The sequence below is a fragment of the Kitasatospora putterlickiae genome (assembly GCF_039527695.1).
Taxonomy (GTDB): domain Bacteria; phylum Actinomycetota; class Actinomycetes; order Streptomycetales; family Streptomycetaceae; genus Kitasatospora; species Kitasatospora putterlickiae.
In genome coordinates, this window is sequence record NZ_BAAAKJ010000257.1 from 20,449 (window position 1) to 47,103 (window position 26,655).

Genomic DNA, 26,655 nt, shown 5'->3' on the forward strand with positions numbered 1-26,655 from the left:
GGCTCCGAGGCGGCGTTCTACCTGCTGAACTCCTCCTCCATCCTCAACGCCGCCGAGCACGCCGACGGCGGTGCGGCCCTGAAGGAGAGCACCCTCGGCCGGGTCCACGGCTTCCGCCTGGTGGAGTCCACCTCGGACACCCTCAACCCGATGGGCATCTACGCCTTCCACCGCTCCGCGATCCAGCTCGTCTCCGGCGCGCCGAACGTCCCGGAGTCCGCCAAGGGCGGCCGGACCAGCGCCGAGGGCTTCTCGCTGCGCTGGATCAAGGACTACAACTCCGGCGCGGCGATGGAGCGGAGCTTCCTCTCCTCGTACTGGGGCGCCAGCCTGGTCACCGACCTGAAGAAGGGCGAGACCGACTGGTCGAAGCCCGCCAACATCGTCAAGGTGCGCGGCATCAAGGTCGCCTTCACCGGTGAGCCGAAGCCGCTCGCCCCGGCCGCGTGACTGGGGCCGGGCTGACGGTCGCCGCGCTGTTCGCCCGGCTCGGCCGGCCCGCTCCCGAGCCCGGTACGCCGGACTGGGAGCGGGCAAGCGCCGCGATCGAGGATGCGTTCTGGGTGATCGCCGCCCAGGGGCACCGGGCCTGGTCGCCCGAGCGCCACCCTGCGGTGATCCGCACTCTGGCCCTGGCCGTCGCCGACCGCCGCTTCCGCAACCCCGAGGGCTACGTGCAGGAGCAGGCCGGAGAGGTCTCCTACCGGATGTCGGACGGCTCCCCGGTGGGCCTGGCCCTCACCCGGGGCGAGGTCGCGCTGATCGACCGGGTAGCAGGCCGCGGTGGTCTCAAGTCCGTGCAGGGGCAGCGCTCGACTGTTTCACGCGGTCTGCGGACCGGCTACCCGTTCCCGGACCCCGAGGGCGCCTGGGGGCTCGCGTGAGCCTGCTGGAGCGGGGCCGCACCCGCGTGACCGTCCACACCGTCCGCTACGTCGATGACGGCTACGGCGACCTGCGGCCCGCACCCGGGCCGAGCACCACCTACTCCGCGTGGGTCGCCCCCGTCGGCGATGCCGCAGGCTGGCGCGCCCCTGTCGGCGCACAGGTCGGCTGGTCCCCGCCGATCCGCCGCAAGGTCGTCTTACCACCGGACACCGTGGTCGACAAGTGGAGCGCGCTCTCCTTCGAAGACGAAGGCGACCCCGGCACCCGCTGGGCCGTGGTGGACGCCCCGCGCTCCCACCACGGCGCTTCCGACCGGATGCGCTTCGTCACCGTGATCGTGGAAGGCGGTGGTCAGAGTGGCGGAGATCCGTCCTGACCTGGACGCCATGGTCGCCGGACTCCCTGGCGTGATGGGCGCCCTCAAGCTCGAAGCCGAGGAGCGCAAGGCCCGCGTCGTCGCGAAGGCGTCGCTGCACATCGACACGGGCGAGTTCATCGCGGGGCTGAAGGTGAAGCGGCACACCAAGGGCTACTCCATCGTCAACGAGGACCCGTTGGCGGCGCACAAGAACTGGGGCGGCTGGAACGAGCGGGCGAACAGGTACGTGGACGGCATCCACGCGATGGAGGCCGCCCTGTGGTGACCACCGAGCCGTACCTGATGCCCGACTCCGAGCGCATCGTCCTTCACGCCCTGCGCACCGTCGTGCCGGAGCACCGCTGCGCGGTCTACCTGCCCGCCGACTGGCAGCTCGCCGTGCGCAAGACCGGCGGCCTGGTGATCGGCCGCCGAGTCGGCGGCACGATGAAGGACAAGCGCTACATCGACGAGGGCATGTTCACCGTCCAGACCTACGCCACCTCGCGCGCGGACGCCTCCCTGTTGGCCCGCCGCGCCCGCGCCGGCCTGGTCCGCCTCACCTTCGAGCAGTTCGGCAACGCCGACGGCTACCTGAGCCGGTTCCGCGAGGCCACGGGGCCGTTCATGACCACCGACCCCATGACCGAGGCCCAGACCGACTTCTACCGGTTCTCGGCCAACTACATGATCGCTACCAGGCCCCGCTGACGGGCCGGAAAGGAGTCAGCGATGGCTGCTGACGACGCCCCGGTCCTGGTACCGGGCACCGGATACATCTACGTCGCCGCCCCCGGCACCCCGCTGCCGGACCTGAAGGCCGGGTTCGACCCGAAGGACTCGACCAAGTGGGGACCCGAGGGCCTGGCCTGGAAGTCCATCGGCAACACCTCGCTGGACAACGGCATCGAGATGTCCGTCGACGGCGACGAGCCCGAGGTGCTGGGCAGCTGGCAGAACAAGAGCCTGAAGACCACCGACCCCGGCAAGACCTACGCCGTCACCATCAACCTGTCCGACTTCACCGCGGAGTCCTACAAGCTGTACTACGGCACCGACAAGGGCCTGGACAGCAAGGGCATGTTCTCAATCCCGACCAGCCCGTCCGCACAGAACCGCGCGCTGATGGTCGCCGCCGTGGACGGCGGCAAGGCCGTCGTCTGGCACTACCCGAAGACGTCGATCATCGGCGCGGACGCGGTGACCATGGACCCAGCAGCGCTCGGCGAGATGCCGGTGAAGGCCACTGTAGTGGCCCTCAACCAGTCAACCCCGCTCGGCACCGTGACCCCGGTCTTCGACCTGGCCGCCGGCCTTCAGCCGGCAGTCTGATCCTCCCCACGAGGCAGTGTCGTCCGTGACTGTTCACGTCCCTTCCGCAGCTCGGTCTGAACCTTGCGGATCGCACGGATCGAGATGATCGTGTCCTCGCTCAGCGACGGAATCCATCGCCTGAGCACTACTCGAAGTACAGCAAAGACCGAAGCTGCACCGAGGACAACAGATGCCAGCCAATCAGGAACCTGCACCACAACTCCCTTGATCTGGCAGTAGATCGGGAGTTGACCTGGCCTTAGGCAGGCTCGACCCGACCTACCGCAAGCGGTAGGCGAATCGAGACCTGCCGGTGCAGGTTCTCGGGGAGATGCTGGAATCGCTTCCGGCATCCGATGCCCCCTTGGGGGCAGTTCTTCCTGGTGGGCGGTTGAGGTATCTCCGCTACGCCGACCGAGAGCACCGGCTCTCGATCAGCGACTCCGTGGACAGGTTCCCTCCCTGTTCACGGAGCGGGGTCCGATTACGCAGAGGGGGCCACCCTCTGTGCAGATGTAGTTTCCTGACTTTCAATCAGCTCTGTCAAACCGCCTGGAGGCATCTCTCTTGACCACCCTGGACTTCGCCGCCCTGGCCGCCGAGGCCGACCAGAAGCACACCGGCAAGGGCCTGAAGTTCGTCGCCAAGAACGGCAAGAAGATCCGGCTGCGCCGGATCGAGGCCCTGCCCGGCGCTGATCTGAAGACCGCGCTCGCGCTGCTGGACCTCGTGCAGTCGCAGAAGGTCTCCAACGAGCGGCGGATCGACGCGATGACCGGCCTGCTGGTCGCGGTCGCCTCCGACAAGAAGGCGATGCGCGAGAGCGTGGACGCGCTGCCGCTGGAGCAAGCCATGACCGTGGTCGAGCGGTGGATGGAGGACGCCGCGCCGGGGGAAGCGTCGGCCTGATCAGGCTGCTGGATGAGCACGGTGCGCAGATCACCGCCGACCTGCGCCGCTTCTGCGGCACGGACGTCCTGGACTGGTTCCGGGGCCGGTGCTCCGCCCGCTTGATCCTTGCCCTGATCGGGACCCTTCCCGACGACTGTGCCACTGTGGCCGCGATGCGCGGTGGCCGTGAGGCGCTGGGCTGGGATGCCCGGACCTACGTCCTGGCTGACCTGGTGGACGCCGTGCAGGCGCTCACCCACGTCCAGGTCGCCAAGGCGTCGAAGAACCCGCGCAGCGTGGAGCGGCCGAAGCCCTACCCGCGCCCGTACGCGAAGCACACCGGCCGCCCGAGCGGCACCAACCCCTTCGCCCAGGCCCTCGCCCGCGAGGTCGGCGAAGGGGGCGGCCCGGCCGTCGCCGATCCCGCCGCAACCCCCATCGCAGAACAGTTCCGCCTTCCGGCGGCCGTGCTCGCGCGCTCCGCCGCGCCGAAGCGGCCCGCGCCGGTCCGACTCACGTAGGAGGTGAGCCGATGGCCGGCCCCGGCGGCAAGGAAGCCGGGCGCGTACACGTGCGCGTCATTCCGGACACCGACGGCTTCCGCCAGCGCCTCAAGCAGTACCTGGAGATGCTGGAGAAGTACACCAAGCTCAAGGTCAAGCTGGACCTTGACACCACGGGCGTGAACGCCCGGCTGCGGGAGCTGACCCACGACCGCAGCGTCCGGGTCAACGTCTTCGCCGACACCGGCGAGGCCGCAGCGCGGATCGCCGCGCTCACCCGCGAGCGACGAGTCCGCGTCCGGGCCGATGTCGACGCGGACACCGCGCCGGCCGAGGCCCAGATCCGCCGGTTCACCGGCCGCCGCTGGCGGCTGGGGATCAACGTCCATCTCGCGAGGGGTGGCTTCGACCGGATCAAGTCCGGTCTCGCGTCCATCGGTTCCGGTGCGGCGCAGGTCGCCCGGAACTTCGGGCGGCTGTTCACGCTCTCGATCGAGCAGACGGCCTCCGCCCTCCAGGGCATCGGGTCGGGTATCAGCTCGGCCGCCCAGGGCGCCGCCGGGATGGCGGCCGGGTTCGCCCAGTCCGCCGCTGCGGCGCTGCCGCTGCTGGTGGCGGTCACCGCGATCGCCTCGTGGGTGACGGTCGTCGCCTCCGGGCTGGTCGCCGTCATCGCCCTGGCGGCGCTGCCGGTCCTGCCGATCGGCCTCGCGGCCATCGCGGCGGCCGGCGACATGAAGGCCCTCGGCGACAAGGCCGAGGAGGCGATGCAGAAGGCGTCGGCGGCGCTGAAGCCCGCCACGGCGCTGATGCGCTCCGAGTTCGGGGGCGCGCTTCGCGACATCACGGGCTGGTTCCGCCAGGCCGAGCCGCAGGTCAAGGCGTTCTTCGACGCGGGCTCGGCGTTCGTCCGGCCGATGGTGAAGTCCTTCACGGACTTCACCGACGTTCTTTTTCCCAAGCTCACGGCGGCGATGCAGTCGCCGGGGATGAAGGCGTTCACCGACGAGCTGCCGGTTGCGCTCGTCGGCATCGGAGCCGCCTTCGGCGACTTCTTCCTCACCCTCTCGAACGGCGGCGACCGGCTCAAGCTGATCTTGAGCCCCCTGGTCGGTGTCCTGGACGCCGTCCTTGAGGGGATGGCCTCGCTGGCGGTCCAGTTCTCGCCCGAGATCGCCGCGTCGATCTCGTGGTTCGCGGACACGCTTCGCCAGTTCTTCCAGGTCTTCAAGGACAACGCGCAGGCCACGGCGGCCCTGATGAGGCTGGTCGACCTCGGGCTGCGTGCTCTGGTCGTCGCCTTCGACATCACGATGGCCTCCTGGAACGCCCTGGCGGTCGGGGCCGTGGCCGCCTGGCACGCCGTGCAGACCGCGTGGGACGGGCTGATGTCCGCCACGTCCGCAGCCTGGTCCGCGGTGACCTCCTGGACCTCCTCCGCCTGGTCCACGGTGTCGTCCACCGTGTCGTCGGCGGCCGGTGCCGTGGGCTCGGCCGTCTCGACGGGCTGGAACGCAGTGACCTCGTGGACCTCGTCCGCCTGGTCGTCCGTGACCTCCACCGTGTCGTCGGCGGCCTCTTCCGTCGCGAGCGCCGTCTCGACCGCCTGGGGAAACGTTTCCTCCTGGACGTCGAGCGCCTGGAATTCCGTGGCGTCGTGGACCTCGTCCGCCTGGTCGAGCGTGACGTCCACGGTGTCGTCGAAGGTCTCGGCGGTCGGCAGCTCCGTCTCGGCGGGCTGGAACAACGTGACCTCCTGGACGTCCACCGCCTGGAACAACGTCACCTCCACCGTGGCGTCGGCCTGGACCAGCACGGCCAGCGCCGTGACGACCGGCATCGGCAACGTCGTCTCGCTGGTCGCCGGCCTGCCCGGCAAGATCCTCGGCGCGATCGGCGACCTGGGCAGCCTGCTGTTCAACACGGGCAAGTCGGCGATCCAGGGCCTGATCAACGGCATGAAGTCGATCAGCGTGACCGGCGTCGTCTCCAGCATCGTCAGCAGCCTCAACCCCTTCAAGTCCGCGCCCGCCCCGGCCCCGACCGCCGCGCCGCGCTCGCTGACGGCCACGCCCGCGATGCCGGTGGCCGCGTACGCGAGCCCGCTGGAGCAGGCCCTTCGCCCCGTCGCCTCCGGGCTGCGCTCGCTGGACTCCTACGGCTACGGCCAGCGCGCCGCCGCCGGCCTGCGCCACCCGGATGCGGGTTCCAAGGGCGCCGGCCGGGAGCGCTACGGCACGCGCATCACCGTCAACGCCCGCACCGACGCCAACGCCCACGAGATCGGCAAGCAGATCGCGTGGGAGCTGAAGACCTCCGGGAGGTAGCTGCTTGGGGGCTCTCTCCCCGCCTTTCGTCAGTGACGTCACCGCCCACACCGCCCGCGTCTTCTTCACGAAGACGCCGGGCGCGTGGACGGACGTCGAAACCACCAACACCCTGACGGTCAAGGCGCATTACGACGCCGAGGACCCCGAATGGCCCGGCAGTGCGCTGGTCGGCTCCGGCGGCCCGCTGGGGGACGACCCGCCGCTGGAGCCGGACACTGAGTACCGGGTGCGCTACCACTGCACCGGGCCGGGCCTGGACGTCTGGTCCGAGCCGGTGGTGTTCCGCACCCTGCCCGACCTGCCGCCCCCGGCCGTGCCGGACGCGGGCCCTCAGCCCAGCGCCCTGAACCCCTACACCGGCGCGCCGTGGACGGCCCGGTGGAACGGCCTGCTGCTCGGTGAGGACTCCACGATCGTGCTGGAGGAGGTGGCCGGCCTGCTGGACGTGCCCGACGTCCGCAGTTCGGACGCCGAGCTGCTTCAGCGCGACGGCCTGACCCCGGGCACCGACTACATGGGCGCGCGCACTGTCACCCTCACCATGCTCGCCCTGGACGACCACGAACTCCCGTACCTGCTGGCCGCGTTCACGCCCGGCGGCGACGAGAAGCCGTTCGAGTTCGCGTTCCCCGGCATCGCCGGTGGCAAGGCCCGGATCATGGCCCGCGTGCGCAAGCGCGCCGTCACCGTGGACCGCGAGTTCCACGCCGGCCGCCGCCGCGTCACCGTCGAGCTGCTGGCTACCGACCCGCGTCTGTACTCGGCCGACGAGGCACGGGCGACGGTGGCGGTGGCCGCCCCGCGTGAGGGCCGGCCGATCTTCCCGCTGACGTTCCCCTTCGACATGGGCAGCGCGCCCGCCACCCGGGCCGCCCCGGACATCGACAATCGGGGCTCGGTCGACACCTGGCCGACCATCCGGCTGACGCCGAACGCGGGCGAGGTCCGCGACCCGTCGTTCACCCTCGTCCACGACCGCACCCGCAAGCGCTTTTCCACCCGGGGACTGCGGGTCGGACGCGGTGACGCCCTCGTGGTCGACATGGGGCGTCGGCGCATCACGCTCAACGGCGCTTCGCGCTTCGGGCAGGTCGACCCCACCTCGTACTGGTTCTCGCTGCCGCCCGGCGGCAGCACCGTGCAACTCGATGTACTCGAAGGCCCCACCGGGGTCACGGCGGACGTGCAGTGGTGCTCCGCCTGGATGTAAGGACCCCTCTTGCCTGTTGAACTCCGCGCCCCGCTGTTCGTGCAGCAGGGCCGCTACGACGCGCTCGACCTGCGCACGATGATCGGCGGAACCCGGGGCGCCCACGTCGGTGTCGCCGGGCCCACCGCCCTGCTGGTCGAGAAGGTCGACAACCCCACCCCGCGCGTCAGCGTCGCGGCCGGCTCCGTGTGGCTGCCGGACGACGTGGCCGTGAGCCACAAGGGCGCGGTGCACTTCGCCAACCTGGACGCCAGCATTCAGCTCCAGTGCTCCACTCCCAAGCCCGGCGAAGCCGCCCGCACCGACCTCGTGGTGGCGTTCGCCGACCCCGACTCCGTTCCCGCCGGCCCCCTGCTGATGGACATCCGCACCACCGCGGACCAGTACATGCAGCTCGTCTCCTACGCGGCCGACGGCACCCCGTACGCCACCGCCACCTCCGGCGCGCAGGTCACCAAGGAGGGCGCGAAGGGCTGGTCCATCGCGGTGCTGGCCGAGTCCACCCCCGGCGCGCGCGACTGGCCCGTCCCGTCCAACTCGGTGCGCCTCGCGCTGGTGAACATCGCGCAGACCGGCATCACCGGCATCGAGGACCAGCGCTTCGTCGTTGCCGGGCAGCTCGACACCACCCCGCTGCGCCACCTGCGCACCGCCGGGGCCCAGGGTGTTGCCCAGGTGGCCGCCGGATCCCCGGCCGGTTCGCTGGTCTACGACTCGGTCACCACCACCCTGCACAAGGTCACCGGGCCCGGCACCACCGCCCCGCTCATCCCCGCAGCAGTCCGCCTGGACGTCGCTTACCAGGCGGGCGACGGCGCGTGGGGCAACGAGGGCTGGCACCAGTTCACCGCCCCGGCCGCCCCGTACCCGAGGCTGGTGACGGTTGGCTTCGAGGTCACGTACACCGGGGCGTTCGGTGAGGGCTGGATCACCCCGCTGGTCATCGGCCACGGCGAGCGCCGTCGTGCGGGCCGCCCGAAGTACGTCCGAGCGGGCGAGAACCACGACATCCGGGGCAGCGCCACCGTCAAGGTCCCCGCCGGTACGCCGCTGTCTGTCGCCACGGCCGTGGCACCGGAGAACACCCAGAACAACAACGTGCGCCTCGGTGCCGGTTGGACCTCCTACGCCGACGCCGTCGTCTTCCCGGCGGCCTGATGGCGGACGACAACGGCTACCGCGTGATCCTGTCCGAGTTCAAGGGCGGCGCTCTGCTCGCCGAGCTGCCCGTCTCGGGCCTGTCCTACCGCTCCATCCTCAACGCCCCCGGGGCCGCGTCCTTCACGGTGCCATTGGCCGCCGAACCCCTGGCCGGACTCGACTGGTCGCTGGTCTCGCCGTGGCGGATCATCGCCCACGTCCAGCGCGGCAGCCGTGTCCTGTGGGGCGGCCCGTTGCTGACCTGGTCCGTCGACCTGTCGGCCGAGGAGATGACGCTCGACTGCGTCGGGCTGTGGGAGTACCACCGCCGCAACATGATCAACCTCGGGTACTCCACCGGCACCGTGCCGCGCGAGCAGACCACCATCGCCCGCGAGCTGATCCAGCAGTTCGCCGACAACCCCTCACCCGTCGCCCCCGGCCGGCCCGGCTACTGGGGCAGCAACGGCCCCGGCGCGCTCACCTTCGGCCCGGACCTGGACACCATGAAGCGCGAGCGCACCTACGACTGGTTCGCCTGGAAGAGCGTCGGTGAAGCCGTCGAACAGCTCGGCGCGGTCATCAAGGGCTTCGACTTCCGCATCGACCACGATTGGGACCTGGACGCCCGGGTGATCCGCAACCACTTCCGCTTCCTCTACCCGGCCGGCGGCCAGGACACCGGCATCGTCCTGGAGCACGGGACGAACTGCACCGTCACCTCCGTCACCAGCGACGGCGACAAGATGTGCACCGAGACCGGCGTCAACGGCGCGGGTGAAGGCTGGTCGCAGCTGAAGTCCTGGTGGTACAATGGCCAGCTCGAAACCGAGGAAGGCCGCCGCATCCCGCGCCTGGCCGCCGTCGAGACCAACAACTCCGTGGTGCGCGTCGAGACCCTGACCGCGCAGGCCGAGCGCATGACCGCCGTCGGCGCGTTCCCCATCGTCGTCCCCGAGGTCACCCTGCACCCGGGCGGCGAGTACTCCGCCGCCGAGTTGCGCGTCGGCCACAAGCTCCGCGTGCGCGCCCGCACCGCGAGGTGGCCCGGCGTCGACGCCGAATACGTCGTCCAGGAGATCGCCACCAAGGTCACCAGCAGCGGCGAGGAGACCACCCTCGCCCTCGTCCCCGTCAGCATCTTCGAGCGGGTGGACGACTGGGTGAAGGGCGAGCTGGGGGTCGCCGCATGACCGTCTACGGCCGCCCCACCCTGGCCGACGAGTTCCAGACCATCGGCACCCGCCTGTCCGCGATGGAACGCACCGCGTCCGCCCTGGGCGCGGTGCTGCCCATGACCCCCTACCGCCAGGGCCTGGATGTCGCCACCACCTGGCGTGCCGCCGCCACCATCCCCACCGCAGGCATCGCCCACCCCGTCCTGCGCCTGGACTGCCGCGTCGCCGCCCGCACCGGCGCGAACGTGTGGCTGCGCCTGTTCGACGTCGACAAGGCCCGCCCGGTCACCGCCGAGTGGAAGTACACCGGCGGCGCACTCAACAACGGCTGGGTCAGGCTCGATTGGACCTTGCCGACCGGCAGCGGCCAGCCCGGCGAGTGGCAGCGTCTCCTGCTCCAGACCCGCACCGACGTCGAAGGAGGCGGCACCGTCGACCCCGGCGTGGCCCTCGCCCTCCCCCTCAACCAGGCCCCCGGCGCGACCGAGGCCGGCACCTGGACCCCCGTCCCGATCCCACCCGGCTACGCCTGACCCCGGCCACGGGGCAATGGCACGGTGCCCTTCCTCTGTAGGCCAATCCCTCACGTGAGGGATTGGCTTTGGTACCTCCACGGGCCGATCCCTCACGTGAGGGGTTGGCCTTCGCATGCCCGAAAGGTTCCCGCTCTATCTCTCGCGAAGCAATGATCACCGAGGCTCTGAAGTGGGCCGACCAGAACTACCGGGGCGACCTGTCCCCGAACGGCAAGTACTACGACACCCCCTTCGGCCGCTGGTACGGGCTGAACCACGAGCCGTACTGCGACATGTTCGTCTCCTGGTGCGCCGACAAGGGCAGCGAGGCCGCAGCCGTCGGCAAGTTCGCCTACTGCCCCAGCCACGTCCAGGTGTTCCGCAACAAGGGCCAGTGGCACGGGCGCGACGCCGCTTTCAAGCGCGGCGACGTCATCTTCTTCACCTGGGACGGCGGCCCCACCGCCGACCACGTCGGCATCGTCCTGGAGGACTCCGCCCCCGGCCGGCAGGTCAAGACCGTCGAAGGCAACACCGCCCGCACCTCCGGCGCGGGCCAGGGCTCCGGCGGCTGCGTCGTGCGCAAGACCCGCCCCCGCTCCGTCGTCCTCGGCGTCGGCCGCCCCGCCTATACCACCGGAAGCGGCACCCCCGCTCCGCCGACCGGCCAGGCCGTCACCATCGACGGCCAGCTCTACGGCCCCGGTGCCCGGGGCGAGCACATCACCGTCATGGGCCGCGCCCTCGTCCGCGCGGGCTGTTCCCGCTACACCGAAGGCCCCGGCCCGGTGTGGGGCAGCGCGGACGCCGAGTCCTTCCGCGCCTGGCAGCTCAAGCTCGGCGACACCGCCGACGCCGACGGCATCCCCGGCCCCAAGCAGCTCGCCCGCCTCCTCGCCGAACACGGCGACGCCCCCGCCCTCAAGCCACCGGCCACCCGCACGATCACCGTCCGCCGAGGCATGACCCTGGGCGGCATCGCCGTCGCCGTGGGCACCACCGTTGCCGGGCTGCTCTCCCTCAACCCCCAGATCAGCGACCCGGACCGGATCACCGAGGGCCAGCAGATCACCGTCCCTGCCGCCTCGACGTCGCCGACGGCTGCGCCGACCGCCGATCCGGCCACCGCCGACCCGACGCTTCCCCCGACCCCGACCCCGACCCCGGCCGAGACCGAGCAGCCCGCCCCGAGCCCGGACCCGCTGCCCACCCCGGCCCCGGGCGCGGCCACCCACAACGTCGTGGCGGGCGACACCCTGTCCGCCATCGCCGCCCGCTACGGCGTCGGCCTGGACGCTGTGGTCAACGCCAACCCGCAGCTCGCCGACCCGGACCGGATCGAGGCCGGCCAGGTCATCAGCCTGCCCACCGCCACCGCCGGAGCCGCCGCGCCGCCGCTCCACACCGTCGTGCCCGGCGACACCCTGTGGGACATTGCCGCCTGCTACCGCGTCACCCTGGAAGCCCTCGTCGCCGCCAACACCGCCACCGTGTCGAACCCGGACCTGATCTTCCCCGGCCAGGACATCGTGATCCCTGACGGCTCCGCCCCCGTCCCGCGCCCCGCCCCGAAGGCACCGGCCCCCGCGCCGACGCCGCAGCCCGCCGCACCCGCCCCGGCCGAGACCGAACCGGCACCGGCCCCTCAGGTCGAGCAGCCGCCGGCCGCCCCGAACAGCGGCTACTCCGACGACCTCGCCGGGTGGATCGAGGAGGCCCGGGACGTCCTCCGCGCCAACGGCGACCTCGTCCCGTCCGCCGCCGCGATCGAGCACCGCGTGATGGTCGAGTCCGGCGGCAACCCGCTCGCCGAGAACCACTGGGATTCGAACGAGGCCCTGTACGGCGGCACCTACGGTCTCCTTCAGACCATCCGGCCGACCTTCGACACCTACGCGCTGCCCGGCCACCGCGACATCCTCAACCCCGTCGATTCGATCATCGCCGGAGTCCGCTACGCGAACGCGACCTACGGCTCGTTCGAGTCGATCGCCTGGAACGAAGGGGGCTACTGATGCCCGAGAACGAGCCCCTGGGCGTCGTGATCGGCCCGAGGGAGATCTACGACCAGCTCGTGGGCGTCCGTGAGGACGTCCGCTCGCTGGCCCAGAGCAGCGCCACCGTCGACCAGACGCTCAAGGACCACGAAGACCGGGTCCGCGCCTTGGAGGTCTGGCGCTACGGCGTCGTCGCCTCCGGCCTCGCGGGCGGCACAGCACTGATCACCGACGTCGTCGTCCGCCTGAAGGGCTGAGCACCATCGAGGACCTGAAGACCTGGATCACCGACAACCCGGTGAAGGCCCGCGCGACCGTCGTCGCACTGCTGACCCTGCTCGGCACCGTCGTGCCCAAGCTCGCCGGGATCGAGACCAACGAGGCCGTCATCGGCCTGCTGCTGACCGCCGCCACGATGGCCGCCGGCCACTCCGCGGGTAAGCGCGTGGTCACCCACGCCACCGACGCGGCCCGCACCGAGGCCGCCCACGCCGAAGCACTCGCCGAGTGCTGCGCGTGCCCGCACGCGGACCCGGCTTCCGTCGCCCCACCGCAGGCCGACGGCATGAAGAGCAAGCGGTGAACCCTGGGCCCCGGCTCGTCTTCGGACGGGTCGGGGCCCTTTTCGCGTTCCACGCGGCTTGCGGGCCGCGTGTTAACCGATGCGGCTCAACAGGGGCGAAGGAGGCTGCCCCTTGAAGAACATCGCATTGATCGGCCGGGCCCGGTCCGGCAAGGACACGGCCGCCAAGGCCCTCGCCGGGCACGGGTACGTGAGGCTCGCGCTGGCCGACCCGTTGAAGGCGATGGCGTACGACATCGACCCAGTGGTCGGCGTCGAGTTGCTGGGCGTGCACGCCCCGGCCTCGGTCCACCTCGCCGACGCGGTGGACCGCTACGGCTGGGAGACGGTGAAGGACACGTATCCGGCAGCCCGCCGCTTCTTGCAGCGGCTCGGCACCGAAGGCATCCGCCGGCACGTCGACCCGGACTTCTGGATCACCCGCTGCCTGCACGCCGCCGCCGCGATCCCTGGCCCCGTCGTGGTCACGGACGTCCGCTTCGACAACGAGGTGGAGGCCCTTCGTGCGGCCGGGTTCGAGGTGTGGTTCATCGACCGGGGCGCCCCGGACGGCGACCACCCCAGCGAACAGCTCGGCCCCGACCGCGCCGACCTCGTCGTCCCGAACACCGGCACCTTGGCCGACTTCCACGCCCGAGTCCGCGAAGCCCTGGAGACCACCGCATGACCCTGCGCGAGCGCTTCGACGCGATCGACCGCACCGCCACCGCGATCGAGAACATCGTCTTCGTCTACACCCCCGTACCCGACCCGCTGACCCCGGACGAGCGCGAGGCCGACGAACAGGCCGCGACCGCCCGCGTCCAGGCGGAGGTCCCAGGCTACTCGGAAACGCTCCCGTCGCTGAACAATTGAATTCCATACTCACAGTCATTGAGTTAAGCAACCTCAAACCGCGTCGGGAATGGGCGTGACCAGCGATAATTGCTGCACACTCTATGTATTCCTGAGTGATTTCGGGAGGTAGCTTCCGGCGCTACGTCATGGCCATGACACCCTCACTTCTGACCTGCGGCGTTACTTGCAACTCGGGAAATCCCCGGGAGCAAACTCAGCCGAACAGGGGGTCGAGAGGACCGCCTTCGAACCGCCTCTTCGCGCGAATGCCACGGAAGACCTGCGAGTTTGATGGAATGTCATGCGTGACGGTACTCTCACTGCAAGCGAGTGCGGGCCACCTCCGGCAAGAGGTGGCCCGCGTTTCCTCGCGCTCGATGCAATGAGCTGGAAGAGGTTCCATCATGACACACCAGCGCCACCCCATCCCGTCCACCGGAGGCGGAGAGCGCCCCGTCACGTGGCGGGACGTCGCGATCTACGGGCACGGGTTGCTCACGACCGTGTCCCTGCACTTCCAGGTCGGCTGGCCGACCACGACGGCTGCTGCCGTCGGCCTGACCGGTCCGGTCATGTGGGAGCTGCTGCGCCGCCAGCGCTGAGCGTGGGAAGTAAGTAATTAATTAACTAAGGCTCCATCGGCCCCGGTTGTCCCTCGGACGGCCGGGGCTCTTGCATGCCTGCACACGGAGGGAACGCATGTCTGAAGGCGTCCGCACGATCCACCAGCGGGGTTCCCGCTACTACGTCCACCCGGAGTCGGGCGACCTCGCCCCCTCGGTGACGTCCATCCTCAACATGGAAGCCAAGCCCTTCCTTCAGGACTGGTCGGCCGGCATGGCCGCCGAGGCCGCTGTGACCGACCTGGAGGTGGTCCAGCGCATCGCCGCCCGCGACCGCCAGGCCGCCGTGGATTTTCTGAAGTACGCGGCGAAGAGGTACACCAAGGTCCGCGCCGACGTCGGCAGTCTGGTGCACGACTACTTTGAGCTGCGGCTGCGCGGCGAAGAGGTGCCGTACCCGCACCATGACGTGGAGCCGTATGTCCCGCACATCGAAGCGTGGCTGGACCGATACCAGCCGGAGCTGCTGCACGCCGAAGACGTGGCCTGGTCGCGCGCGCACGGGTACGCAGGGTCGTTCGACTTCATGGTGAAGATCAACGGCAAGACCGTGCTCGGCGACCTGAAGACGGCCAAGTCGATCTACACCTCGGTCGCCTCGCAGCTCGCGGCCTACGCCCACGCGGACGACCTGATCACCGTGGACCGCAAGATCCAGCCGTTCCCGGAGATCGACGCCGGAGCGGTCCTGCACATTACTCCGGCCCGCGCGGAGTTCCGCCCGGTGAAGATCGACCGCGAGGTGTTCGACCGGTTCCTCACCCTGCGTAAGCGATTCGCCGACGACCGCGCCTCGGACGCCGGGATCATCGGCCGCGTCGCTTGGAGGAACGAGACCGGACACCTGACCGGCACCGCCCGCCGCGCCGCCTGACCAGGCTCTGAGCCGGTTGTTAACCGCCTCGGCTCACTCATCTCGGGACGGTGTAGCCGCCTCGGCTCACTCCTCCCGGAGGCGGTTGTTAACCGTCCCGGCTCACTCACCCCGGGACGTTGTTAACCGCCCCGGCTCACCTCTTGCGAACGAGGGCCGCCCGACTGGCGGCCCCGCCTTCCAACAGAACGGACGCCCTTGAGCGACGCACTCGACAACATCTTCAACAGCGACCCCGAGCTGGCCGAGCGCGCCGAGCGTGCCGAGGCCAACTCCCGCCCGGACGTGGCCGGCACCTTCCGGACCTACGAGCCCGACCCGGCCGGCGGCTTCCCCCGCGCGCTGTACAAGTGGCGGGTCACCTGCGCGGTGCCGACCACCGCGGACGCGGTGGCGGAGCTGCTGGGCGGCGCGCCCCACGAGCTGGCTACCGAGGCGGAGGACGCCATCGCGGTGGACACCGACACCGACCGTGTGGAGGTGGTCATCGACGGCCCGGACGCGGTCGAGTTCGACATGAAGCACTGGGTGAATGGCAAGCTCGCCCACCACTGCGACACCCGGGCCTTTCTCAGCCCGCCGGAGGACGTGGGCGTGCCGTGCCGCTGCCCGCGCACCATCGCCGAGCTGAAGGCACGGGCGAAGGACGAGCGGGGTCCGAAGCCGGACATCCGCATCTCGTTCCGGCTCGCTCACGACCCGCACCTGGGCGTCTTCCGCTACAAGTCGTCGGGCTGGACGCTGATCAGCGAGCTGCCCGCACTGAAGAACGCCCTCGCCCGCGTCGGCGGCCCGGCTCTGGTCCAGCTGATCAACGAGCGTGTGCAGTACGAGAGCAAGGCGGGCCGCGACGTGGACTACCAGAAGCTCACCGCCAAGGTCATCAAGCCGTACGAGCAGGCCGTCACCGACACCCCGGCCCAGGCCATCGAGGAGGAGTCGCCGTTCTAGCCGGCGCTCCGCCCACCAGCGCCACCAGCGGGACCGGCTTCTTCGGAGGCCGGTCCCGCTCCCGTTTCACTGGAGAGAGAAACCATGTACCCCTGCGCCGCCACCGCCGCGTTCCTGCCGCCCGCCGGCCACCACCGCCACCGCATGCCGTGGGACCCCTCGGAGACGCGCCGTCTTGGCGACCTGTGCGCCCAGGGCGTGCGCTGGAGCGAGATCGCCCGGCTGCTGGGCCGCACCGAGGCTGCGGTGAAGGCCCAGGCGAAGAAGTTGGTCGCCGCCACCGCCGAGATCCGCCCGGCCGTCGCGATCGTTGTGCAGGCGGACATGCTCCCCGCCCGCATGCGCCGCGACGAGCTGCTGAAGCAGCGCGAGCGCACCGGCCTGACCTTCGAGCAGCTGGCCGCGCGCGCCGGGATCCTTTCCGGTCCCGGCATCCTCTACGTCGTCGCGGCGGGCAAGAACCAGCTCGCGTCGCGCTACACCAACGCGATCCGCGACCTGCCCGACGCCCAACGCCCCGCCCGGGTACCGGCCCCCGTACCGGCCGAGCCCGAGCCCGCCCCGGGCTTCGTCACCATGACCATCACCGTTCCGAAGAACCTGGCCGCCTCGTTCCAGGCGATCGCCGCCACGATGGGAACCCAGCAGTGAACACGTGGGAGAACGACGCCGAGCTGTTCGGCAGGGCCGGAAACAAGGCATTCCTCGCGATGCTCGCCGCGCGGTGTGTGGAAGAGAAGGCATCTGGAGAGCGCACGGACCTTGTCAAAAATGACAAGGCCAAGACGAGCGCTACGCAGTTCGCCAAGACGGCCGGTAAGGCGACCAACACTGTCAAAAACTACATCGCCACGTGGGACCTTCTCGCCGATGCCGGGCATGTCCCGTCACGCGATGAGCTGGCCCCTGGCGCGGACGTGCATCTGCCAGCCGCGAAGGTGTGGACGGAGTTCTACCGCAAGGCGAACCCGCCGAAGCCGAAGACCGGGAAGCCGGACGACGTGACGCTGGAGCAGGCCGAGGCCGAACTCGCCGCCGACCCCACGGTGCGGCTCCTCCCTGTGCCCCAGAGCCGTCACGTCGCGACCTACACCCTGCGCATGATCAACGCCACCGAAGACGTCGCCGACCGCTTCCCCGACCCCGTCGCGAACGCGCTGACCCGCCTCGCCCAGGATCTGGAGGACCTGGCCGACCCCGCCCAGACCAACCGCGCCTACCTGCGCAGCATGGACGCCGTGACCGAACTGGTCACGGCCCTGGGAACCCTCCGATAAGAAAGGCCCCCGTGCACCACCCCACCCCCACCGGGCCGGTCCCAGCCCGCCTGCCGAACCTCCTACCACAGGTCGACCGCGCGCAGGAGATCATGCGCTCCGCGTTCCGTGACACCCCGCGCCCGCCGTCGGCCGGCACCCGCAACAGCCAGGCGAAGCTGACCGAGCGCAAGGTCTACGCGATCCGCCAGTCGGCCGACCTGGGCGCTGGGCTGGCCGCGCTCGCGGAGTCGTTCGGGATCTCCGAGCGCGCGTGCCGTCACATCGCCCGGCGTACATCCTGGTCCCATCTGCCGGAGAGGGACTGAGTGCTGCCCCATCACACGACGCCCCTGTGGAAGGTCCGGCCCGAAGAGCGCCGGGCCTTCCTCCGTTTCCGGGCCCGTGCTCTCGCCGCCGAGGGCGCGGGCCCGCACCGACTGCTGCGGGCCTCGGACGCCGCGCACACCGCCGACTTCCACGAGCCCCGCACCCCGGAGGAGACATGATCTACCGCATCGGCCCCGGATGTGCCCCCGCTATCGGCGACCTCTACACCGCCGGCCCAGGCGACACGATCGTCTTCCTGCACGACGCCCGCGAACGCACCGACTGGCTTCGCTACTGGCAGGCCGCAGCAGTCGCGGTGTTCCGGGGCGCGGCCCTGACGGTGGTGTCCGCCTAGTGGCCAACCGCAACAAGGCCAAGGGGACGAGCTGGGAGTCCGCGGTGGCCGACTACTTGAACGAACAGCTTGGCCAGTACCGCGAGTTCTGGAAGGACGGCGACCGGGCCGTGCGCTGGAAGGACCCGACCGACCGAGACAACGTCCGCCGCAACGTCCAGGAGGGCGCGGCCGACATCAGCGACCTCGGGGTGCGTCCCTTCGCCGGGGAGTGCAAGGCCGAGAAGTCGTACGACCTCGCCTCCTACGTCCGCCAGGCCGAGGCCGAGGCCGTCAACGCCGGGATGCCGTTCGGCGTCGCGTACGTGAAGCGGCCCCGGGCCAAGACCGAGGACGGCTACGCCGTCACGTCCATCCGCACCCACGCCGCGATCGTCAAGGCCCTTCGGGAGGCCGGTTACTAAAAGAAGAGGAGCGGGCCGTGCGCATGTCGGCAATTCTGGACCGTCTGGAGGAGTGGCGGGACTACCAGAGCGGTGAATGGGTGGCCCGCTGTCCGGCTCACGACGACGGGAAGCCGTCGCTGTGGATCAACTTGAAGACGTCCGGCATGGTGGGTCTGGCCTGCCGTGCCGGGTGCGCCTTCGAGGACATCGTGGCCGGGATGGGCTTGCTGCCCCGACATCTGTTCAACGTGGACGCCGAGGGCCTGGTCGCCGTCGCCGAGGCCCGGCCGGAGCCGGTCTCGCCGTTCCTGACGGCCGGGCTGCGGGTGTGGCTGGACTCCCTGCCGGCCGGTGAGGACGCTGGCCCGGCCGTGGCCTACGCGCAGAAGCGTTTCGGCATCTCCCCGGCCGAGCAGGGCCGGCTGGGCCTGCGCTGGTGGCCCGGCCCGCAGCCGTGCCCCGAGTGGGTACCGGCCTCGTTCGTCCGGTATCCCCGCCTCGTCGTGCCGATGCACGACTGGGCGGGGGTGGCCAGGGGCGCGCAGGGCCGGGACCTCTCGGGGCGCTGTCCCGGCCGGTGGATCTCGCTGGCCAACCCGGAGGGGTTCGAGTGGCAGCGCTACGGGGTGTTCCCGGGCACCGATCCGGCCGCGCCGTGGGTGATCACGGAAGGGATGTCGGACCCGCTGGCGATCGTCGCCGACGGCTACAACGCGGTGGGGGTGCGCGGGGCCGCGCTGCTCAACAACGACCCGTCGACGCTGGACGCGCTGGCCGCCGGCCTGGCGGGCCGCGACGTGCGGGTGTGTGGTGACAACGACCGCTCCGGCCGGGAGTTCACCCGGACCATCCTCGCCGCCCTCCATGAACGGGAGGTGCGGGCCCGGCGGTTGACGCTGCCCGCCGGTTTCAAGGACTACGCAGTATGGAGAGAGACCCGATGACGGCGTACGCCATCGACCACCTGACCACTATGTACGAGCCGCAACGGCCGTCGCTGACCTTGCCGCCCGCCGAGGCGGTGTCCGCCTACCGTGAGGCGGCGTCCCGCTACGGGGCTTCGGACATCGTCAACGCCCACGCCCTCGTGCAGTACACCAAGGCCGGTATCCGGTACGCCGACGGCGTGGGGTTCCACGTCTGGTCGGGGACGCACTGGGTGCGCAACGAGGTGCTGGTGCGCCAGGCCGCCCATGACCTCGGGGCGGCGATGGTGGAGACGCTGGCCCGGGAGAAGGCGGTCATCCGCGAGGCGCTGGCGCTGAAGCTCGCCGGGGACGCACTGGAGGCCGAGTACGAGAAGCAGGTCGCCGCCCTGCCGCTGGCGAAGGCGGCGAAGGGCTTCACCATGGCCAGGCGGATCGATGACCTGATGCGCGAGCTGGCGTCGGTGCGCGGCGTGCACGTGAGTGTGGACGACTTCGACAACCGGCCGCACCTGCTGTCGTTCGCGAACGGGACGGTTGACCTGCGCACGGGCAGGCTCCAGCCGCACGACCCGGCGGACATGCTCACCAAGTCCCTGCCGTGGAACTACAACCCGCAGGCGACGGCCCCGCGTTGGCTGCGGTTCCTGGACGAGGTGTTCCCCGCCGAGCGGTCGATGCCCGCCTACATCCGCCGGCTGTGCGGGTACGGCATCACGGGCAGCACCGCGGAGCAGGCGTTCGCCGTGCTGGTCGGGATCGGCGCGAACGGCAAGTCCGTGTTCCTGGACACCCTCTCGCACACGTTCGGCGCGCTGTCGGAGACGACCCGCTTCGAGACGTTCGAGGACCGGGGCAGCTCGATCCCCGCCGACCTGGCCGCGCTGCGCGGGGCGAGGATGGTGATGGCCTCGGAGGGCGAGGCCGGCAAGCCCATGAGCGAGTCGGTCTTGAAGCGCGCGACCGGTTCGGACCGGCTGACCGCGCGGTTCATGCGGGAGAACTTCTTCACCTACCAGCCCACTTTCCTGCTGTGGCTGGCCTCCAACCACACCCCGGCGTTCCGCTCGCAGGACGAGGGCCTGTGGCGGCGGGTGAAGCTGATCAAGTTCGATCGGTACTTCAAGCCGGAGGAGCGGGACCACGGCATCTTCGCCGAGCTGCGCGAGGAGGCCGAGGGTATCGCCGCGTGGGCGGTGGCCGGCGCGGTCGAGTGGTACGCCGAGGGCCTGAGGGAGCCCGACTGCATCAAGACCGCGACGTCCGCCTTCAAGGAGAACTCGGACGCGCTGGCCGAGTTCCTGACGGACGTCCTGGTGAAGACCGGCAGCGACAAGAGCCACGTCCCCTCGCAGGAGGCGTACACCGCGTACCGCGACTGGTGCGAGGCCCAGGGCGAGAAGGCGTGGACCCGCCGCGGATTCATCTCTGCCCTGGACGAGCGCGGCATCCGCCAGCACCGCATGACCCGGGGCCGGGTGCTGCTCGGCGTGCGCTTCGCCGACCAGCAGCCGGCCGGGCCGGGAGTCTTCGACACCACCAACGACTAGGAAGAGAGCACATGCGGGTACACCCGTACCGGCTGGCCGGTGAGCCGGTCGAGATCAAGGTCGCCGAGAACGGTGACGACCTGCGGGAGTTCCGCACCTGGTGGACCGCCCATGCCAACGCGGGCACGCTGATCGGCTTCGACACCGAGACCACCGGTCTGGCGTGGACGGACCGAATACGGCTGGCGCAGTTCGCCGATACCCACACCGCGTACGTCATCCCCGTCGAACTCGGCCGGCCGTTTCGCGAGGCCGCGATCGAGGCGCTGGCCGCGCTGCCGAACCTGGTGGCGCACAACCTGGCGTTCGACGCGCTGAAGGTCGACAACGAGCTGGGCATCCGGCTCGAAGACCTCTACCCCCGGGCGCAGGACTCCCGGGTGGCCGCTCATCTGCTCGACAGCCGCCACGACTACGAGGGCGGGGTGGGCCTGTCCCTCAAGCCGCTATCGGCCTGGTACGTCGATCCGGCAGCGCCCGACACCCAGAACGACCTGACGAAGGTGTTCAACGGGCTCGGGCTGACCAAGGAGAACGGCTGGGCGCGGATCAGCCTCTCGCATCACGTCTACGAGCTGTACGCCGGTCTCGACGCCCTGCTCGTCGCCCGGCTGCTGCCGAAGCTGCTGGAGCGTTACCGGGCCGAGGGCCTGCGCTCGGCGCTACTGCCCTACGAACACCGCCTCGCGCTGGTGTGCGCGAAGCTCCAGCGCACCGGCATGCTGATCGACCCCGAGTACACGAAGGGGCTGGTCGGTCGTCTCGCGGACGAGAAGGAGCGGCACTCCGCGGTGGCCGCCCGGTTCGGAGTCACGTCGGTGAACAGCCCCGACCAGGTGGCCGGCGCGCTGCTCGGCATGGGCGAACGCCTGACCGAGAAGACGGACAGCGGCGCGCTGTCCGTGGCCAAGGAGGTGCTGCTGCCCCTGGCGGATCTCGACCCGGACTGGCAGCGCCTCGGAATGCGCGAGCCCAACATCCTGGCCGACTCCGTGCTGAGGGCGAAGAGAGCCGGGAAGTGGTCGACCAGCTACGCCGAGGCGATGCTGAACAACCGCGACGCCTTCGACCGCATCCACCCGAAGATCAACCCACTCGGCGCACAGACCGGCCGGGCCAGCCACTCCGACCCCGCCATGGCCCAGCTCCCCTCCCACGGGTGGGAGGTGCGCCGCTGCGTGGTCGCCGAGCCGGGGCACGTCTACTTCTCGGTGGACCAACAGGCCGTCGAGCTGCGGGTGCTGGCCGCGCTGTCGGGCGAGTCCAGGATGACGCGGGCCATCGCCGACGGCCACGACCTCCACGGGTATGCCGCGACGCTGATGTTCGGCGAGGACTACACCAAGGCCCAGCGCACGCTGGCCAAGATCGCCGGCTTGGGCACGGCCTACCAGGGCGGTGCGGCGACGCTGGCCAAGCAGACCGGTCAGGAGGTCGAGGTCATGCGGGACACCCTGCGCCGCTACGGCCGGGCGTTCCCCGGGATCAAGCGGTGGGCGCGCAAGATGCAACGCGTCGCGCTGGCGGAGCGCTGCACGATGACCACGGTCACCGGTCGGCGGCTGCACCTGGACCGGGACAAGCTCTACAAGTCCGTGGCGTACGCCTGCCAGTCCACGGCGCGGGACACGATGGGGCAGGCGCTGATCAAGATGGACGACCAGGGCCTCACTCCGCACTTGACCATGTGGGTGCACGACGAGGTGGTGGGCACCGCCCCGAAGGCGGAGGCCGCGGAGGTCGCCCGAGCGTGCGCGGAGGCGATGAAGATGACGTTGCTCGGGGTGCCGCTGGATACGGATGCCGAGGTCTACGGGCCCTCGTGGGCCGACGGCTACGGCCTGCCGAAGGAGTGGGCCTATGCGGCGTGAGCCGGAGAGCGAGCACACGCAGTTCTGTGAGGTGTGCGACGACGAGAAGCCGCTCGGCCAGTTCGGCAGGCGCAAGCGCGCCCCCAACGGCCGGGCGAACGTCTGCCGGCCATGCGTGAAGGCGGCCAACAGCCGGGCCAACCAAGACCCGGCGGTCATTCGCAAGCGCCGCGACGCCCGGCTGCGCCGGGTGTACGGGATCACACTGAGCGACTATGAGCGGATGGGCCGCCAGCAGCAGTGGCGGTGCGCGATCTGCGGCCGAAAGGCCGTGGCCGGGGACCGCCTGGTGGTCGACCACGACCACGACAAACCCCACGGACAGGCCGTCAGAAGACTGCTGTGCCGGGGCGAGAACAGCGCCCTCGGGCACTTCGGCGACTCCTCCGCTCGACTCGACCTCGGAGCCTCATATCTGCGTAAACACGGCAAATGAGTCAGAGGTCACAACTGCACTCATCTGATGCCATACCGGCAGGTGAAGCGCATGATCGGGAGTTGAGCGCTTACTTGCAACTTATTTAACGTTTGAGCACAGATCGGACACATAGCTATGCTCCACCCTTCATGTCACGCCAGTGAGGACGTGGCCACTAACTAGGAGTGACGATGCGGCGGGGAGGATGGGCCCGTTCCGGCGGCACCCGCCGACACCTCCGCCGCATCTCCGAAGCCTGCCGGGAGATCGCGAAGACCCTTACGCCGGCCATGGCGGCGGCCATCCCGTTGGCCATGGGCGTCCTGGGCGGACCTCTCGCATGCCCGGACGCACCGGATGCCGAGCATCCGTACATCTACCTCGTGCGCGTGCGACTACGCGAGTTAGCCTCGCTGCACGTTCTTCGCGCCGTACGGCGCGCCCGGAACAAGGCCCGCACGACGAGGGCCCGACATCTCCGCCTCGCCCGCTGCATGGCCCTGTTCACGCGGCGGCTCGCACTCTCAGGGACTTCGGCAACTCGCCGAAGCCCGGGAGCCACCACAAGCTGACCTGACGCCAGGTCCCCCCGCCCCTGCCTTCGGCTGACCCGAACCGGCAGGGGCTTTCTCATGCCCCGACGCGGCCGCGCGCCCGCCGGGGCTTTGCCATGCCCTGACGCGGCCTGAGCGCCGGCCGGGGGCTTCGCCATGCCCTTTTGCGGTCCGCCGCGCGGCGATACCGCACGCCCATCTTTATGTTCTGTACATGCCAAGGAACTCCCATGCCTTCGTCCTGCATCACGCCCGCCCTGATCTCCCTCGCCCAGACCCCCAAGCCCCTCACCGCCCTCACCGGACTGGGCAAGCTCGACCGGGGCCGCGTCGCCACCGAGGAGATCCTGACGGAACTGGAAGGCATCGCCCGGTCCGTCTCCCGCAAGCGCGCCCAGCAGATGGAGGGCGACAGCCACCAGGCCGCCCAGGACATAGCCCAGGAGATGCGCCTGAGCTTCTGGCGCGCCATCCACTCGTGGGACGTCAACGGCCCCAACACCGCGAAGTTCACCTCCTACGCCTTCCAGAGGGCCAAGCTGGACGGCCGAGCGGCGGCCACCCGCGAGATCGCCCCCGGGGTGTCGCGCGACGCCGCCGGGGCGTTCATGGGCGCCCTCCAGCGCAGCGGCGGCTGCGTCACCTCCGCGAAGGAGGAGCTGACCGGTCTGGACGCCAAGCGCCGGTTCTCGCCCGAGCAGGCCGACCTTGTCGCAGCGGCCTTCGCCCGTCCCGTCCCGATCGCCAGCATGGCGGACGGCGCACTCGAAGCGTCCACCGCGCAGGACCCGGACCGCCTGGTCGAGTACACCGCGCTCGGCACCACGCCCCGAGCCGCCCGGCTGCACCTCGCCGTCAAGGACGGCCGGCCGGTCGTCGGCGCGGCTACCACTGAGGGCTGGTGCCCCGACCTGCAGCCATCGCTGGCCCACAACCCCGTCGAGGTCTCCCGGGACGCCGTGCGCTGCAAGGGTGTCCGGGTCACCGGCACCAAGCGCGGCAAGCGCGCCACCGGAGCGATCATCGACCGCGACGCCGACGCCGAGACCTCCGCTCGCTTCACCGCCGCCGGCCAGATCAAGGCCGCCGCCCTGCTGGCCGGCATGTCGCCCGCCGAGGCGGCCATCGCGCGCTGCGCGTTTGGCTTCGACGGCCCGCCGATGCTCACTGACACGGGGAAGCTCGACGCCACCGGCATAGCCGAGATCCTGGGCAAGACCCCGGGCACCGTGAAGGCCACCTGGTCGCGCGCGCTGAAGAAGCTGCGGACCGCCCCGTGAACCGCGCTGTTAACCACCCCGGCTCAAGCCTTCCGAACCCCACCGGAAGGAACCCGCGATGAAGTCCCCCGTCGGAACCTACGAGCTGCGCGGCGGCGCGACCCTTCGCGTCCTCGCCGACCACGACGACAGCGACGGCTACAGCCTGGAGATCACCCGCGACAGCGAGACCGTCCGCTACGACGCCGGGCACTCCGCGCGCGAAGTCCAGGCGTTCCTGGGCCTGTTCACCTAGACCGAGGAGAGCTACCGGTGATCGAGACCACCGAACACAAGGCGACCATGACCGTCCGGCGGGGCTCCGTCGTCGGCGTCCGCACTGACCGGATGGGCGCGGTCCTGGCGCTGACCGCAGGCTCCGAAGCCGGCCCGCCAGCCAAGCTCGACGCCGACCAGTGCCGCGAGCTGGCCGCCTACCTCGCCCGCCAGGCCGCCGAACTGGACCGCACCGCGAAGACGGAACGCGCCACCACACCCCGCACCGGCCCGCAGACCTCCGCACGGGGCCTGTACGCCCCGTTCGAGCGCCGACCGCTGTCCGGCATTGACGCGCACTGGGAGAAGCGGTGAACCGCCCCGAGGCCCTGGCCCTCGCCCAGAAGACCGTCGCCGCCATGGCCGTCAACGGCCGGGGCTACCCGGACCAGCCCTTCGACGCCCAGGTGAGCGCGGTCCTGCGCGTCGCCGAATTCCTGATCATGACCGGAGAGCACCGATGACGACCGCACCTGAGCAGCACACCGTCCACCACGGCGAACAGCGCTTCCCCTGCAAGTACGACGGCCCCCGCGACTACGCCCGCACCCATGTGGACGGCGAAGGCGACATCGGTCTCCTCGTCCACTGCGGCGAGACCGCCGCCTCCATCTACCTCAACCCCGAGGTCGCCGAGCAACTGGGCGAAGCCCTGATCCAGGCCGCCGCCCACTCCCGCACCACCGCCCAGGAGATCCAGCGCGTCCGCCAGGAGGAGGTCGAGGCCGCCCGACGCCTCGGCGAACTGGAAGCCGCCCGCCAGGCCGAGCAGGCCCGCCAGGCCGGACAGCCCTACCTCGCCGCCGGCGGCTCAACCTCACCCACCGCCCTCCCGCAGCCCGCCCTCGCCGACGTGCTCACCGCCCCGCAGCCGGTCACCCCCGAGATACCGCCGCAGCCGCCGACCTTCGCGGACTCGATGCCGCCCCAGTCCGGCACCGCAGAGCGTGAGCGCGCGTTCCTGCGCGCTGCCGAACTGCTCGGCCCCGACGTCGGAGTGGCCTCCAAGATCGCCATGGCTAACTACCTGCTGAAGGGAGCAGCTTGACCCTTCCCGTGATCCACGCAGTCGTCCACCAGGCCACTCGCGCCTACGAGGCCCACACCCCGGCGGGCGAGCGCGTCATCGTGATCGAAGCGGAGCACAGATCGCCCGGCCAGCTCACCCGCACGGTCGTCCCCGTCCCTGAGAACGTCGCGCTCGACCTCGCCACCGACATCGAAACCATCGGATGGTGACCCCCACCTGACCCATGCGAAGGCCCCCGGCCAGCACTGCATA

The 26,655-nt window shown here is 70.5% G+C and carries 36 protein-coding genes and 1 pseudogene; all 37 read left to right on the plus strand.

Translation table 11 applies throughout. The features are described from left to right. Window positions 1–450: pseudogene (locus ABD308_RS26015) on the plus strand (hypothetical protein); the annotation flags it as partial. Further along, on the plus strand, window positions 447–884 hold the full coding sequence (locus tag ABD308_RS26020) for a hypothetical protein (RefSeq protein ID WP_344339092.1): 438 nt from the start codon (window positions 447–449) through the stop codon (window positions 882–884). The pseudogene ABD308_RS26015 and the gene ABD308_RS26020, both read left to right, overlap by 4 nt. Next, window positions 881–1,264: a hypothetical protein gene (locus tag ABD308_RS26025; RefSeq protein ID WP_344339096.1), complete on the plus strand. Its 384-nt coding sequence runs from the start codon at window positions 881–883 to the stop codon at window positions 1,262–1,264. Before ABD308_RS26020 ends, ABD308_RS26025 begins: the two co-directional genes overlap by 4 nt. Continuing rightward, window positions 1,245–1,532: a DUF5403 family protein gene (locus ABD308_RS26030; RefSeq protein ID WP_344339101.1), complete on the plus strand. Its 288-nt coding sequence runs from the start codon at window positions 1,245–1,247 to the stop codon at window positions 1,530–1,532. The genes ABD308_RS26025 and ABD308_RS26030 overlap by 20 nt, the downstream gene beginning before the upstream one ends. After that, complete coding sequence (locus ABD308_RS26035; RefSeq protein WP_344339105.1) at window positions 1,529–1,957, plus strand: phage tail termination protein; 429 nt, start codon at window positions 1,529–1,531, stop codon at window positions 1,955–1,957. The genes ABD308_RS26030 and ABD308_RS26035 overlap by 4 nt, the downstream gene beginning before the upstream one ends. Before the next feature lie 21 nt (window positions 1,958–1,978). Next, a complete protein-coding gene (locus ABD308_RS26040) occupies window positions 1,979–2,578 on the plus strand; it encodes a phage tail tube protein (protein WP_344339108.1) in 600 nt (199 codons plus the stop codon). Window positions 2,579–3,127: 549 nt separating this feature from the next. Next, window positions 3,128–3,469, plus strand: coding sequence for a hypothetical protein (locus ABD308_RS26045; RefSeq protein WP_344339111.1), 342 nt, complete (start codon window positions 3,128–3,130; stop codon window positions 3,467–3,469). A gap of 155 nt (window positions 3,470–3,624) precedes the next feature. Continuing rightward, window positions 3,625–3,972 carry a hypothetical protein gene (locus tag ABD308_RS26050; RefSeq protein ID WP_344339113.1) on the plus strand — a complete coding sequence of 116 codons (348 nt, stop codon included), beginning with the start codon at window positions 3,625–3,627 and terminating at the stop codon, window positions 3,970–3,972. Between the two features lie 11 nt (window positions 3,973–3,983). After that, complete coding sequence (locus ABD308_RS26055) at window positions 3,984–6,281, plus strand: phage tail protein (protein ID WP_344339116.1); 2,298 nt, start codon at window positions 3,984–3,986, stop codon at window positions 6,279–6,281. 4 nt (window positions 6,282–6,285) lie between these two features. Beyond that, window positions 6,286–7,494, plus strand: coding sequence for a phage distal tail protein (locus tag ABD308_RS26060; protein WP_344339118.1), 1,209 nt, complete (start codon window positions 6,286–6,288; stop codon window positions 7,492–7,494). 9 nt (window positions 7,495–7,503) lie between these two features. Then, complete coding sequence (locus tag ABD308_RS26065; RefSeq protein WP_344339120.1) at window positions 7,504–8,652, plus strand: hypothetical protein; 1,149 nt, start codon at window positions 7,504–7,506, stop codon at window positions 8,650–8,652. Continuing rightward, on the plus strand, window positions 8,652–9,827 hold the full coding sequence (locus ABD308_RS26070) for a hypothetical protein (RefSeq protein WP_344339122.1): 1,176 nt from the start codon (window positions 8,652–8,654) through the stop codon (window positions 9,825–9,827). The genes ABD308_RS26065 and ABD308_RS26070 overlap by 1 nt, the downstream gene beginning before the upstream one ends. Next, window positions 9,824–10,345, plus strand: coding sequence for a hypothetical protein (locus ABD308_RS26075; RefSeq protein WP_344339125.1), 522 nt, complete (start codon window positions 9,824–9,826; stop codon window positions 10,343–10,345). The genes ABD308_RS26070 and ABD308_RS26075 overlap by 4 nt, the downstream gene beginning before the upstream one ends. Before the next feature lie 152 nt (window positions 10,346–10,497). After that, window positions 10,498–12,342 carry a LysM peptidoglycan-binding domain-containing protein gene (locus tag ABD308_RS26080; protein ID WP_344339128.1) on the plus strand — a complete coding sequence of 615 codons (1,845 nt, stop codon included), beginning with the start codon at window positions 10,498–10,500 and terminating at the stop codon, window positions 12,340–12,342. Further along, window positions 12,342–12,581: a hypothetical protein gene (locus ABD308_RS26085; RefSeq protein ID WP_344339130.1), complete on the plus strand. Its 240-nt coding sequence runs from the start codon at window positions 12,342–12,344 to the stop codon at window positions 12,579–12,581. The genes ABD308_RS26080 and ABD308_RS26085 overlap by 1 nt, the downstream gene beginning before the upstream one ends. Before the next feature lie 41 nt (window positions 12,582–12,622). Beyond that, the gene (locus tag ABD308_RS26090) at window positions 12,623–12,907 is read left to right on the plus strand and encodes a hypothetical protein (protein WP_344339132.1); all 285 of its coding nucleotides are present in this window, start codon (window positions 12,623–12,625) and stop codon (window positions 12,905–12,907) included. 112 nt (window positions 12,908–13,019) lie between these two features. Beyond that, window positions 13,020–13,574 (plus strand): deoxynucleotide monophosphate kinase family protein, encoded by a 555-nt coding sequence (locus tag ABD308_RS26095; protein ID WP_344339135.1) that lies wholly within the window; start codon window positions 13,020–13,022, stop codon window positions 13,572–13,574. Continuing rightward, entirely contained in the window at window positions 13,571–13,762 is a 192-nt protein-coding gene (locus ABD308_RS26100; protein ID WP_344339137.1) for a hypothetical protein, read from the plus strand. Before ABD308_RS26095 ends, ABD308_RS26100 begins: the two co-directional genes overlap by 4 nt. Window positions 13,763–14,148: 386 nt before the next feature. After that, window positions 14,149–14,346, plus strand: a complete 198-nt coding sequence (locus ABD308_RS26105) for a hypothetical protein (protein ID WP_344339140.1) — start codon at window positions 14,149–14,151, stop codon at window positions 14,344–14,346. A gap of 97 nt (window positions 14,347–14,443) precedes the next feature. Next, complete coding sequence (locus tag ABD308_RS26110) at window positions 14,444–15,241, plus strand: hypothetical protein (RefSeq protein WP_344339142.1); 798 nt, start codon at window positions 14,444–14,446, stop codon at window positions 15,239–15,241. 198 nt (window positions 15,242–15,439) lie between these two features. Further along, window positions 15,440–16,192 (plus strand): recombination directionality factor, encoded by a 753-nt coding sequence (locus ABD308_RS26115; RefSeq protein WP_344339147.1) that lies wholly within the window; start codon window positions 15,440–15,442, stop codon window positions 16,190–16,192. A gap of 84 nt (window positions 16,193–16,276) precedes the next feature. Continuing rightward, complete coding sequence (locus tag ABD308_RS26120; protein ID WP_344339149.1) at window positions 16,277–16,843, plus strand: SANT/Myb-like DNA-binding domain-containing protein; 567 nt, start codon at window positions 16,277–16,279, stop codon at window positions 16,841–16,843. Next, window positions 16,840–17,469 (plus strand): hypothetical protein, encoded by a 630-nt coding sequence (locus ABD308_RS26125; RefSeq protein ID WP_344339151.1) that lies wholly within the window; start codon window positions 16,840–16,842, stop codon window positions 17,467–17,469. Before ABD308_RS26120 ends, ABD308_RS26125 begins: the two co-directional genes overlap by 4 nt. 11 nt (window positions 17,470–17,480) lie before the next feature. Further along, window positions 17,481–17,777 (plus strand): hypothetical protein, encoded by a 297-nt coding sequence (locus tag ABD308_RS26130; RefSeq protein WP_344339153.1) that lies wholly within the window; start codon window positions 17,481–17,483, stop codon window positions 17,775–17,777. Continuing rightward, the gene (locus ABD308_RS26135; protein WP_344339155.1) at window positions 17,778–17,957 is read left to right on the plus strand and encodes a hypothetical protein; all 180 of its coding nucleotides are present in this window, start codon (window positions 17,778–17,780) and stop codon (window positions 17,955–17,957) included. Next, window positions 17,954–18,133, plus strand: coding sequence for a hypothetical protein (locus tag ABD308_RS26140; RefSeq protein WP_344339158.1), 180 nt, complete (start codon window positions 17,954–17,956; stop codon window positions 18,131–18,133). Before ABD308_RS26135 ends, ABD308_RS26140 begins: the two co-directional genes overlap by 4 nt. Beyond that, a complete protein-coding gene (locus ABD308_RS26145) occupies window positions 18,133–18,537 on the plus strand; it encodes a hypothetical protein (RefSeq protein ID WP_344339160.1) in 405 nt (134 codons plus the stop codon). The genes ABD308_RS26140 and ABD308_RS26145 overlap by 1 nt, the downstream gene beginning before the upstream one ends. A 23-nt stretch (window positions 18,538–18,560) precedes the next feature. Further along, a complete protein-coding gene (locus ABD308_RS26150; RefSeq protein ID WP_344339162.1) occupies window positions 18,561–19,463 on the plus strand; it encodes a toprim domain-containing protein in 903 nt (300 codons plus the stop codon). Then, the gene (locus ABD308_RS26155; RefSeq protein ID WP_344339164.1) at window positions 19,445–20,995 is read left to right on the plus strand and encodes a DNA primase family protein; all 1,551 of its coding nucleotides are present in this window, start codon (window positions 19,445–19,447) and stop codon (window positions 20,993–20,995) included. The genes ABD308_RS26150 and ABD308_RS26155 overlap by 19 nt, the downstream gene beginning before the upstream one ends. 11 nt (window positions 20,996–21,006) lie before the next feature. Beyond that, a complete protein-coding gene (locus ABD308_RS26160; protein WP_344339166.1) occupies window positions 21,007–22,866 on the plus strand; it encodes a DNA polymerase in 1,860 nt (619 codons plus the stop codon). Continuing rightward, window positions 22,856–23,302: an endonuclease domain-containing protein gene (locus ABD308_RS26165; protein WP_344339168.1), complete on the plus strand. Its 447-nt coding sequence runs from the start codon at window positions 22,856–22,858 to the stop codon at window positions 23,300–23,302. Before ABD308_RS26160 ends, ABD308_RS26165 begins: the two co-directional genes overlap by 11 nt. Before the next feature lie 766 nt (window positions 23,303–24,068). Further along, window positions 24,069–25,118, plus strand: a complete 1,050-nt coding sequence (locus ABD308_RS26170; protein ID WP_344339170.1) for a sigma-70 RNA polymerase sigma factor region 4 domain-containing protein — start codon at window positions 24,069–24,071, stop codon at window positions 25,116–25,118. A 58-nt stretch (window positions 25,119–25,176) separates the two neighbouring features. Further along, window positions 25,177–25,353 carry a hypothetical protein gene (locus ABD308_RS26175; RefSeq protein WP_344339172.1) on the plus strand — a complete coding sequence of 59 codons (177 nt, stop codon included), beginning with the start codon at window positions 25,177–25,179 and terminating at the stop codon, window positions 25,351–25,353. 17 nt (window positions 25,354–25,370) lie between these two features. Next, window positions 25,371–25,688 carry a hypothetical protein gene (locus tag ABD308_RS26180; protein WP_344339174.1) on the plus strand — a complete coding sequence of 106 codons (318 nt, stop codon included), beginning with the start codon at window positions 25,371–25,373 and terminating at the stop codon, window positions 25,686–25,688. Continuing rightward, window positions 25,685–25,837: a hypothetical protein gene (locus ABD308_RS26185; protein ID WP_344339176.1), complete on the plus strand. Its 153-nt coding sequence runs from the start codon at window positions 25,685–25,687 to the stop codon at window positions 25,835–25,837. The genes ABD308_RS26180 and ABD308_RS26185 overlap by 4 nt, the downstream gene beginning before the upstream one ends. Continuing rightward, window positions 25,834–26,421 (plus strand): hypothetical protein, encoded by a 588-nt coding sequence (locus tag ABD308_RS26190; protein WP_344339178.1) that lies wholly within the window; start codon window positions 25,834–25,836, stop codon window positions 26,419–26,421. The genes ABD308_RS26185 and ABD308_RS26190 overlap by 4 nt, the downstream gene beginning before the upstream one ends. Then, on the plus strand, window positions 26,418–26,612 hold the full coding sequence (locus ABD308_RS26195; protein ID WP_344339180.1) for a hypothetical protein: 195 nt from the start codon (window positions 26,418–26,420) through the stop codon (window positions 26,610–26,612). The genes ABD308_RS26190 and ABD308_RS26195 overlap by 4 nt, the downstream gene beginning before the upstream one ends. Window positions 26,613–26,655 lie beyond the last annotated feature (43 nt).

Coding starts and splice junctions, on each gene's coding strand:
- ABD308_RS26040 (WP_344339108.1), top strand. CDS start 1,979: ATGGCTGCTGACGACGCCCCGGTCCTGGTACCGGGCACCGGATACATC.
- ABD308_RS26050 (WP_344339113.1), top strand. CDS start 3,625: ATGCGCGGTGGCCGTGAGGCGCTGGGCTGGGATGCCCGGACCTACGTC.
- ABD308_RS26055 (WP_344339116.1), top strand. CDS start 3,984: ATGGCCGGCCCCGGCGGCAAGGAAGCCGGGCGCGTACACGTGCGCGTC.
- ABD308_RS26070 (WP_344339122.1), top strand. CDS start 8,652: ATGGCGGACGACAACGGCTACCGCGTGATCCTGTCCGAGTTCAAGGGC.
- ABD308_RS26075 (WP_344339125.1), top strand. CDS start 9,824: ATGACCGTCTACGGCCGCCCCACCCTGGCCGACGAGTTCCAGACCATC.
- ABD308_RS26080 (WP_344339128.1), top strand. CDS start 10,498: ATGATCACCGAGGCTCTGAAGTGGGCCGACCAGAACTACCGGGGCGAC.
- ABD308_RS26085 (WP_344339130.1), top strand. CDS start 12,342: ATGCCCGAGAACGAGCCCCTGGGCGTCGTGATCGGCCCGAGGGAGATC.
- ABD308_RS26100 (WP_344339137.1), top strand. CDS start 13,571: ATGACCCTGCGCGAGCGCTTCGACGCGATCGACCGCACCGCCACCGCG.
- ABD308_RS26105 (WP_344339140.1), top strand. CDS start 14,149: ATGACACACCAGCGCCACCCCATCCCGTCCACCGGAGGCGGAGAGCGC.
- ABD308_RS26110 (WP_344339142.1), top strand. CDS start 14,444: ATGTCTGAAGGCGTCCGCACGATCCACCAGCGGGGTTCCCGCTACTAC.
- ABD308_RS26120 (WP_344339149.1), top strand. CDS start 16,277: ATGTACCCCTGCGCCGCCACCGCCGCGTTCCTGCCGCCCGCCGGCCAC.
- ABD308_RS26140 (WP_344339158.1), top strand. CDS start 17,954: ATGATCTACCGCATCGGCCCCGGATGTGCCCCCGCTATCGGCGACCTC.
- ABD308_RS26150 (WP_344339162.1), top strand. CDS start 18,561: ATGTCGGCAATTCTGGACCGTCTGGAGGAGTGGCGGGACTACCAGAGC.
- ABD308_RS26155 (WP_344339164.1), top strand. CDS start 19,445: ATGGAGAGAGACCCGATGACGGCGTACGCCATCGACCACCTGACCACT.
- ABD308_RS26160 (WP_344339166.1), top strand. CDS start 21,007: ATGCGGGTACACCCGTACCGGCTGGCCGGTGAGCCGGTCGAGATCAAG.
- ABD308_RS26165 (WP_344339168.1), top strand. CDS start 22,856: ATGCGGCGTGAGCCGGAGAGCGAGCACACGCAGTTCTGTGAGGTGTGC.
- ABD308_RS26170 (WP_344339170.1), top strand. CDS start 24,069: ATGCCTTCGTCCTGCATCACGCCCGCCCTGATCTCCCTCGCCCAGACC.
- ABD308_RS26175 (WP_344339172.1), top strand. CDS start 25,177: ATGAAGTCCCCCGTCGGAACCTACGAGCTGCGCGGCGGCGCGACCCTT.
- ABD308_RS26190 (WP_344339178.1), top strand. CDS start 25,834: ATGACGACCGCACCTGAGCAGCACACCGTCCACCACGGCGAACAGCGC.